At 43.6% G+C, this 5,879-nt stretch carries 6 protein-coding genes; 3 read left to right on the top strand and 3 right to left on the bottom strand.

The genetic code is table 11. The annotated features are described in order from the left end of the window. Positions 1–723: 723 nt before the first annotated feature. The gene (locus F6J99_RS40720) at positions 724–1,542 is read left to right on the top strand and encodes a TlyA family RNA methyltransferase (protein WP_293122037.1); all 819 of its coding nucleotides are present in this window, start codon (positions 724–726) and stop codon (positions 1,540–1,542) included. Here F6J99_RS40720 and F6J99_RS40725 read toward each other — a convergent pair. Continuing rightward, complete coding sequence (locus tag F6J99_RS40725) at positions 1,523–1,651, bottom strand: hypothetical protein (protein WP_293122040.1); 129 nt, start codon at positions 1,649–1,651, stop codon at positions 1,523–1,525. The genes F6J99_RS40720 and F6J99_RS40725 overlap by 20 nt on opposite strands. Positions 1,652–2,004: 353 nt before the next feature. Here F6J99_RS40725 and F6J99_RS40730 point away from each other — a divergent pair, with 353 nt between their 5' ends. Beyond that, positions 2,005–2,400: a hypothetical protein gene (locus F6J99_RS40730; RefSeq protein WP_293064067.1), complete on the top strand. Its 396-nt coding sequence runs from the start codon at positions 2,005–2,007 to the stop codon at positions 2,398–2,400. Between the two features lie 435 nt (positions 2,401–2,835). Then, positions 2,836–3,567 carry a DUF1822 family protein gene (locus tag F6J99_RS40735; protein WP_293122043.1) on the top strand — a complete coding sequence of 244 codons (732 nt, stop codon included), beginning with the start codon at positions 2,836–2,838 and terminating at the stop codon, positions 3,565–3,567. 310 nt (positions 3,568–3,877) lie between these two features. Here F6J99_RS40735 and F6J99_RS40740 read toward each other — a convergent pair whose 3' ends face one another. Together F6J99_RS40740 and F6J99_RS40745 are read right to left on the bottom strand one after the other, a co-directional pair. After that, entirely contained in the window at positions 3,878–4,849 is a 972-nt protein-coding gene (locus F6J99_RS40740; RefSeq protein ID WP_293122046.1) for a transposase, read from the bottom strand. Between the two features lie 323 nt (positions 4,850–5,172). Next, positions 5,173–5,879, bottom strand: a 707-nt coding sequence (locus tag F6J99_RS40745) for a WD40 repeat domain-containing protein (protein ID WP_293122049.1), incomplete at its 5' end; no start/stop codon positions are given.

Raw genomic sequence — 5,879 nt, forward strand, 5'->3', positions numbered from 1 at the left:
CCTGGTGTTGATGCTTACGAACAAAAGTATCGTCAACGCACTCTCTCCTATCTTGAGAAAAAAGCTCAGACTCTTGGTTTTGATCTTGTTCCCCAGTCCTCACCAGGCGAATGTGTTTCTTAAGAGTTAAACCTTAAACCAAACCACCAAACAACCTTCTAAGCAAACAACCAAACAACCTTCAACCTTAAACCAAACCACCAAACAACCTTAAACCAAACCACCAAACAACCTTAAACCAAACCACCAAACAACCTTAAACCAAACCACCAAACAACCTTCTAAGCAAACAACCTTCGGGTGCATCTCATTTGTGCTGTTTGACCCGGTGGTGCGTTACGGGACGGGCTGTCTCAACACTGAGAAAGAGCTGGAAAATCAGGGCGAGCCCTTGGGTGGTGCGTTACGAGGCGGACTCTTCCAAAACTGGCGGTGCGTTACGGGACGGGCTATCTCAACACTGACTACGAGGTGGAAAATCAGGACGAGCCCCTCCCTAACGCACCCTACGCACTGAGAAAGAGCTGGAAAATCAGGGCGAGCCCTTGGGTGGTGCGTTACGAGGCGGACTCTTCCAAAACTGGCGGTGCGTTACGGGACGGGCTATCTCAACACTGACTACGAGGTGGAAAATCAGGACGAGCCCCTCCCTAACGCACCCTACGCACTAACCTTCAAACCTTCAACCTCCTAACCTCCTAACCTCCTAACCTTCCAATCCCATTGGTTAAACAACGACTCGACAAATTATTAGTAGACCTTAACCTGTGTGAATCCCGACAGCGAGCTCAGGTGCTGATTCGTGCCGGTGAAGTCATGGTAGATGGACAAATATTAGATAAGCCAGGAACTGAAATTAAGACCACCGCTCAGATTCAGGTCAAAGAGAAACCCCCTTTTGTATCCAGAGGAGGGCAAAAACTTGCCAAAGCCTTGGAGGTATTTAGGATTTCAGTAAACGGACGCATTTGCCTAGATGGTGGCATTTCCACCGGTGGCTTCACCGACTGCTTGCTAAAAGCTGGAGCAAAACAGGTTTATGGTGTTGATGTGGGATATGGACAAGTAGCCTGGAGTCTGCGCAATGACCAGCGGGTGGTCTTGAAAGAACGTACCAACTTACGCTATCTTCAGCCAGCCGACTTGTACGGTGTTTCACCAGTCCTGAATCAGGGTCAAGTCTATGCTGATTTAGGCGTAGTGGATGTTTCGTTTATTTCCTTAACCAAAATTCTTCCTGCTCTGTGGCAACTGCTATCCCCTCCCCGTGAAGTAGTGTTGCTAGTTAAGCCTCAGTTTGAAGTTGGTCGTGACCGTGTCGGGAAAAAAGGAGTAGTCAGGGACCCCCATCACCGTGCGGATGCGATCGCAAACGTTCTAGAATCCGCCAAACCCCTAGGTTGGCAGTACAAAGGATTAATCTCCTCCCCCATTACTGGCCCCGCCGGGAATATCGAGTACTTACTTTGGCTAGCCATGGATAGTGTATTATCCTATCCCGATTTAGCAGCAATTAGAGAGATTACCAGCAATAGGGAATAGGGAGTAGGGAGTAGGGAGTAGGGAATCGGGAATCGGGAATCGGGAATCGGGAGTCGGGAGCAGAAATATAGCGATTTACAGATAAGTTAATGATGAAAATAGGGCACAAAAGATAAAGTCCACAAAGATAAATTCCAGTTCTTAATTAGCAATAATAAATAAATTAGGTTTAATGCCAACTTCTCTATTCCCTATTCCCTATTCCCTGTTACCTAACAACTCATAAATATGTAATCAATAAATTTGCAAGGCGCTATAAAACCCAAAAATAATCAATTTTGCTAATTTGTAAAAAAATGTTTCAAACTTAAAAAATACCCTTGACATTTTCCAAGATATTAGTAATAATAAAGATGTCCGATATTCCCCTAGCATTTTTGGACAAAGAGCCGCGCTTCTCAGTTGCACGCTAAAGCGCGGCTCTGGTCCCCAGTCACAAGCTATGTGTGAGGTAATTTCATCATGCCAACAAATCGCTCAAATGACCATCTCATTAAGTGTCAGCGAGCCCTAGACCGTCTTGCCCAACTTGCCAGGAGCCAATCCACACGCGAACATTCAATTCCTCGTCCCATCACTGAGCGAGAGCGAATCCTGATCAACCTATACAGCAACTGCCCACTGTCCATGACCCCCCAAGAGTTTTATGGCAAATGGCAAGTTAACCAAGAAGACATTGGTCAAATCTGCTTCCGCTCAACCCACGCTGCAAACACCTGGCTCGCCCAAGGTGCTCGCTATAGATCTCCCTCTTCTGATTCCTTACATCATCTAGCGTTAATGGATTTTATCTTAGAAAATTTCGAGGCAATTCCAAAAGAATTATTGAATCGACTCTGCTCAAAAGTTAAAGGTTGAAGAATGGTGAATTTAGAATGAAGAATGAAGAATGAAGAATGAAGAATGAAGAATGAAGAATGAAGAATGAATAAGGAAGAATGAATAAGGAAGAATGAATAAGGAAGAATGAATAAGGAAGAATGGTGAAGGGTGAATTTATAAGGGTGAAGAGTGAAGGCATAATTCCCAATTCCCAATTCCCAATTCCCAATTCCCAATTCCCAATTCTAAATTATTGATTTCCAATTCTAAATTATTAATTATTAATTATTAATTCTACATTCAAATATAAGGTACACAAAATGTTTTCCCTGTTCCCTGTTCCCTGTTCCCTGTTCCCTACATTAATCACCCTTAGCAAAAAACTGAGACAACTGAGACAAAAACTGAGACATTTTGTGATTTTCTGGCCATTATTATGAAAATTACAGAGTGTATTGGAGTAACTTGTTAATGTCACACACCACTATTCCAGCAGGACAAACCCAGCAAACAGTTCCCCTTGTTCGCAGAGGTTCCGGAAGGCAAGGGGATGCAGGGTATACTGCGCCCCATTCCCCATTTCCCATTTCTCCTTCCCTCTTTCCTAAGGATAGTTTTAGATTAGACAGTTTTAAATTAGACCCCAGCCCACCACAGCGACTAAAACCGAGTGAAACATCTAGTGAAAGAGTGGTACAACTAAAGCGGTGGTTAGAGGATTGTTTTGATCCGGGTTGGGACAACGTGGAGACTATCTTAGAGCAATACCCAGAGCGAAATTTCAGTTTTAGAAGTGACTCCTTTCACCAAGCGATGCAGCGCGGTCTTGGGGGAAACCCCCATGAGCGACTGCATCAAGAAGCTAGTACCAAATTCCATACTACAGCAGGAGTTAAAAGAGGTAAGCTACTCGGTACTGAGATCGGCTGGGGTGATCAGCAAGTAGCTTTATTAGTGGAGCTAGATCGGACAGAATCACCCAAAATGAATCTATCCATTGAGCTGCATCCTGCTGGTGGTCAAGACCTTCTCCCCAAAGGTTTACAAATTATGGTGCTAGATCAAGAAGGAATTGTGGTGATTCAAGTCCAAGCCAGAGAGACAGAAAATCTTAAGTTGCAAGTGAGTGGCGAAGCAGGAGAATATTTTAGCATTAAGTTGGTTTGGAATGATATCAGTATTACAGAAAATTTCTTAATCTGATTGTAAGCATTTAGCCGTCAGCTATCAGCTATCAGCTATCAGCTATCAGCTATCAGCTATCAGGTTGTGCGCTACGCGCACGCTACGCGCACAGCTTTTGAAGAAAACAGGTAAGCAAATGACTGACCGCTGACCGCACCTCAAGTAGCGTGGCCTACGGCCAACGACTGAATGCTTACAAACAATGAAGAATGAAGAATGAAGAATGAAGAATGAAGAATGAAAAAAAATCAATTCTAAATTCTAAATTCTAAATTCTAAATTCCAATAATTTATCAAATTTTCCTGTAGCACTTTCCGTTAAGCGCACCTAAGAACTTTGCTCACCAGAAGCTAGCTGCTGATTAACCACAACTATAAACTCCTCTACAGAAGCAATGGTAATTGCCTGTCTGTGCAACATTGTCAAAATCGAGTCATCCTTAATTTGGTTGATTGTTTCCACCAACTCCCTAGGCACATCTTCAAAACGAATCCGAAGTACTTCCAGCAAGGATTCTCGACCTTTTTCCAAAATGCCGATTTCAATCCCCTCTTGACGAGCAAGGCGTTCAAAACTAGTAACGTAACGCATATTACTCTCCTCTTCATAACGTCTAATTTCTTCTGTAAAGCCGGTTTGCCAGCTATCGGGTAAACTAATTAGCCAATCAATTAACCGGAATAACTCTAGGATATCTTGCCTGCCATAGCCCCGTTGATACAAACGTTTTGCAACTTGTAATTTAATCTGATATCGTTGCTGAACATCTTGTTTAGTTTGCTGATTAGCTCGATGAGCTGCCACAATTACCGCAAAAGGATTGTTACTTTCCTCCAACACCTGGGACGAATAATCCAGCAGTTTAACAATCGGGAAGCGCAACAACACCTCACACCCCCATATCCTGTAACTGTATTCATTCGGTCGCCAGGATTTGCTTTCATCAGCTAGAACAGCTAAACTGACTACTTGACGGCGATATTTGTCAAAAATGCGGTAATTGTACACATAAATCCTCTCAGCAAACACGGATTCGTATTGACTTTGGACTTCCACATGAATTAATACCCAGGTTTCCTGGCCATCCCTGCGCCAAACCTTAACTAATTTGTCTGCTTCCCTAGTGCTAATTTCCCCATCCCGCGCTATCTGTTGGAATTCCTTGTCCAGAAATTCATAGCCTTTGTTCCAGTCAATATTTTCCTCAATTTCGGGGAATAAAAATGCCATAAAGGGTTGGAAATATAAGGAAATTGCCTCTTTCCATGGATTATCGTAGTCTGCACGTTGATTGGTCATCACTCATGGAATAAATGTTACCCAATTCAGATAATAATTTATAATGTAAGCATATGGGCTACGCGCACGCTACGCGAACAGCTATCAGCTATCAGCTATCAGCTATCAGCTAAGCTAAATGTAATCACGTTTCTGTGATATGGGATGCTCTGAAAGAACCGCTAAGCGATTGACCTGCATGTCACCCTAGGCGATCCCGTTCCCTTTTCCTCTTATCCTGCCATTACGACAACACCCAAAATAATTAATTATTAATTATAAAAAAAATTATAATTCTAAATTCTAAATTCTAAATTCTAAATTCTAAATTCTAAATTTTAACTTCATCCTATCGCTCCCAACGTTTTCAGAGTTACTTTCTGTGCCTCAGTTAACCCTCTAACTCCAGTAATATTCATAGCTTCATAGAGTCTAGGAGTTCTCAGGATTTTCAAACACTCCCCCGTTTCTACATCCTTTAGTCTTACCGTTTGGTCTTGAGACCCACTCGCCATAATTTGACCATCCACACTGAAGGCGACTGAAGAGACGAGATGGCTATGTCCAGTGCAAATGTCACGGCACTCCCCTGTGGAAACATCCCAAAGTCTGACCGTTTTGTCAGCACTGCCACTGCTTAGGGTTTTCCCATCGGGACTGAAAGCAACTGATAATACCCAATTGGTATGTCCGGTCAAGGTTTTGCAGCACTTACTCTCACCAATATCCCACAGCTTCACCGTGTGGTCTGTACTGCCACTAGCCAAGAGCTGACCATTGGGACTAAAGGCCACGGAGTGGACTCGATTACTATGTCCGCGCAAAATTCCTACACAGCTTCCGGTCTCACAATCCCATAACCTCACCGTGTGGTCAGCACTACCACTGGCTAAGGTTTTCCCGTCATTACTGAATGTCACTGAACACAGTCTATCGGTATGTTCTTGAAACGTTCTGATGCAGTGACCTGTGCTGACATCCCACAGCTTCACCGTCTGGTCGGCACTGCCACTGGCTAAGGTTTTCCCGTCACTACTCAATGCAGATCGGG

Source organism: Moorena sp. SIO4G3, from assembly GCF_010692305.1.
GTDB classification, from domain to species: domain Bacteria; phylum Cyanobacteriota; class Cyanobacteriia; order Cyanobacteriales; family Coleofasciculaceae; genus Moorena; species Moorena producens_A.

Bases quoted from the DNA above. Each gene is read 5' to 3' on its own strand.
- F6J99_RS40740 (WP_293122046.1), bottom strand. From the start codon at position 4,849: ATGACCAATCAACGTGCAGACTACGATAATCCATGGAAAGAGGCAATT.
- F6J99_RS40735 (WP_293122043.1), top strand. From the start codon at position 2,836: ATGTCACACACCACTATTCCAGCAGGACAAACCCAGCAAACAGTTCCC.
- F6J99_RS40730 (WP_293064067.1), top strand. From the start codon at position 2,005: ATGCCAACAAATCGCTCAAATGACCATCTCATTAAGTGTCAGCGAGCC.